Below are 2900 nucleotides of genomic sequence, written 5' to 3'. Positions count from 1 at the left end.
ACTCGGCCGCGCCCATCCGGCGCGCGATGACCGCCGCGCGCTGGGCCTGGTAGGCCGAGCCGCGATGCGCATCGAACCAGCGCGGCTTCGGCAGCATCACCGCGAGACGCGCCGACTGCCACGCGCCGAGCCGGCTCGCGGGAATCTTGTAGTAATAGCGTGCGGCCGCTTCGGCGCCGTACACGCCGCGCCCCCATTCGACCGAATTCAGGTAGATCTCGAAAATGCGCTCCTTGTCGAGCACCGTTTCGAGCATCCACGTGATGATCAGCTCCTGCCCCTTGCGGATGTAGCTCTTCTCGCGCGACAGGAACAGGTTGCGGGCGAGCTGCTGCGTGATCGTCGAACCGCCCGCGACGATCCTGCCGCGCGCCTTGTTCTTCTCCCACGCCTGCAGGATTGCGTCGACGTCGTAGCCGTTGTTGGTCGCGAAGGTCGAATCCTCGGACGCGATCAGCGCGCGCTTCAGGTTGCGCGAGATCTGGTCGTACGGCACCCACTGGTGCCGGATCTGCGCGGGCGGCGTGTCGCGCGACAGCCACCACGCGTCGGTGCGCATGAACGCGGTCGAGCCCGGGTTCACGAACAACCACAGCGCGATCTGCGCGAGATAGAACAGCTGCGTCGCGAGCCATGCGCCCGCGAACACCGAGCCCGCGTAGACGGCCCAGCGAGCGAGGCTCACCGTCCGCGTGCGCTGCGTGCCGCTCACCGCCACCACGTGCCGCGCTCCGTTCAGCTCGCCGCGAGCGCCTGGCGCAGCGCGGCCAGCACCGGTGCGCCGTCCGGCCGCACGCCGCGCCAGATGAAGAACGACTCGGCCGCCTGCTCGACGAGCATCCCGAGACCGTCGGCCGTGCGCGCGCCGAGCGATGCCGCGTGCTGCATGAACACGGTCGGCTGCGCGCCGTACATCATGTCGTACGCGAGCGTGCCGGCGCCGAACGCGGCTGCGTCGCATTCCGGCAGCGCGGCATCGAGGCTGCCGGCCGTCGCATTGATCACCACGTCGTAGGGCTCCGCCCGCACGACGCCGGGGCCACCGCCCGCGAGCGTGCAGCCCGCATCGTGCGCGGCCTGCATGAACTGACCGACGAGCGCTTCGGCCTTGCTCGCAGTGCGGTTGACGATTGCGATCGACAGCGGTGCGCGGTCGAGCAGCGGCAGCACGACGCCGCGCGCGGCGCCGCCCGCGCCGAGCAGCAGGATGCGCGCGCCGGCGAGCGACACGCCGAGATTCGCTTCGATGTCGCGCACGAGGCCGACGCCGTCGGTGTTGTCGCCGTGGATGCGGCCGTCGGCGTCGATGCGCAGCGTGTTCACCGCGCCTGCGGCCGCCGCGCGCGGCGACAGCGTGTCGGCGAGCGCATGCGCGTCGAGCTTGAACGGCACCGTCACATTCGCGCCGCGGCCGCCTTCGGCGACGAACGCGCGCACGGCCGCCTCGAAACCATCGACCGGCGCGAGCCGGTGCGTGTACTCGATCGGCTCGCCGGTCTGCGCGGCGAACTGCGCGTGGATGAACGGCGACTTGCTGTGCGCCACCGGGTTACCGAACACGACATAGCGGTCGGCGCCGCTCGTCGACGCAACTGCGTTCATGATGCGCGCCCCGTTTCGCCGTCGTTGCCGCTCGCGGCTTCGCCGCCCTCCGCCGTCGCGTCGCCCGATTCGGCCAGCGCTTCGGCCTCGGCTTGCGCCGATGCGTCTTCCGCGTCGACCAGCGTGTCGTCGCCGCCTTCGGCGTCATCCTCTTCGTCGGCCTCGGCCGTATCGCCGCTCGTCACGGTCGGCGCGTCGAGCACGTTCAACAGGCGCACCGACGCCTCGATCGTCAGCTCGTCGAGCGACATCACGTCGAGCAGCACGCGCGTGCCGCGCGCATGCACGCCGAGGCCCGGCACGTGCAGCAGCAGCGGGATTTCCTCCAGGCGCACGAGATCGCCCTTCACGACGCTCGCGACGACCTGTTTCTTCTGCTCCTGCTTGAGCCAGCGCAGGCACCAGAAATATTCCATCCGGCGCTGGTAGTCGGCGTAGGCCGTGTACGTATCGTCGAAGCCCTGCACGACCGCGTAGAGATCGGCGTCCTTCGGCTTGAACGGCGCGGCGAGCTTCGCGGTGACGCCGTGCTGCACGCACGCGAGCAGTTGCCACTGGTTCACGAGGTCGACGTAGCGGCGCAGCGGCGACGTGCTCCACGCGTACTGCGCGACGCCGAGGCCTTCGTGCGGCGCGGCCGTCGTCTGCATCCGCGTGCGCTTCGGGCCCGGCGCGCCGAAGCCGCGCTGCGAGCGGTAGATGCCCGGCACCGTGTGGTCGTGCAGGAACGCGCCCCAGGTCGAGTTCGCGAGAATCGCGAGCTCCGACACGATCAGGTCGAGCGGCGAGCCGCGGCGGCGCGGCGTGATCGTCACGTGCTCGCCTTCGACGTAGAAGTTGTAATCGGTGTTGCGCTGCACCTCGCGCTTCAGCCCGTAGCCCGCGCGCGCGACCTGGCGCTTCTCGAACAGCGCCTGCGCGAGCGGCCACAGCACGGCGATGTCGTCCTTGTGCGGATAGTCGCCGGTGCCGGCCGCGAGCGTCTCTTCGGTGACCAGCTCGTCGAGCGTGTTGTGGCGCAGGTTGTTCTTCACGAACACGAGCTCGGCACGCGTCTCGTTCGCGACGATGTCCTGCGTCTCGCGGTTGACGATGATGTACAGCGACAGCGCCGGGCGGTAATCGCCCTCTTTCAGCGTGAACACGTCGACGACGTCGTCCGGCAGCATCGTGATCTTGTCGCCCGGCATGTAGACCGTCGACAGGCGCGCGCGCGCGATCGCGTCGACCGGATCGCCGCGCACGATGCCGAGCGCCTCGTATAACTTCGTATAATGTATGCTATACGAAGTTATTAC

General features: G+C 69.3%; 3 protein-coding genes. All 3 read right to left on the bottom strand.

Annotated features, from left to right (window positions below):
* Nucleotides 1–721, bottom strand: a 721-nt coding sequence (mtgA, locus tag JMF90_RS31695) for a monofunctional biosynthetic peptidoglycan transglycosylase (protein WP_201325911.1), incomplete at its 3' end; no start/stop codon positions are given.
* A 14-nt stretch (nucleotides 722–735) separates the two neighbouring features.
* Entirely contained in the window at nucleotides 736–1602 is an 867-nt protein-coding gene (gene aroE, locus JMF90_RS31690) for a shikimate dehydrogenase (protein WP_011544538.1), read from the bottom strand.
* Nucleotides 1599–2900, bottom strand: a 1302-nt coding sequence (locus JMF90_RS31685; protein ID WP_201325910.1) for an RNB domain-containing ribonuclease, incomplete at its 5' end; no start/stop codon positions are given. The genes JMF90_RS31685 and aroE, both read right to left, overlap by 4 nt.

Origin of the sequence: Burkholderia sp. E168m23 (assembly GCF_016586125.1) — a bacterium.
GTDB classification, from domain to species: Bacteria; Pseudomonadota; Gammaproteobacteria; order Burkholderiales; family Burkholderiaceae; genus Burkholderia; species Burkholderia orbicola.
This window is presented reverse-complemented; position numbering and strand designations above follow the sequence as displayed.

Excerpts from the sequence above, each read along its gene's own strand:
- aroE (WP_011544538.1), bottom strand. The coding sequence starts at position 1,602 with ATGAACGCAGTTGCGTCGACGAGCGGCGCCGACCGCTATGTCGTGTTC.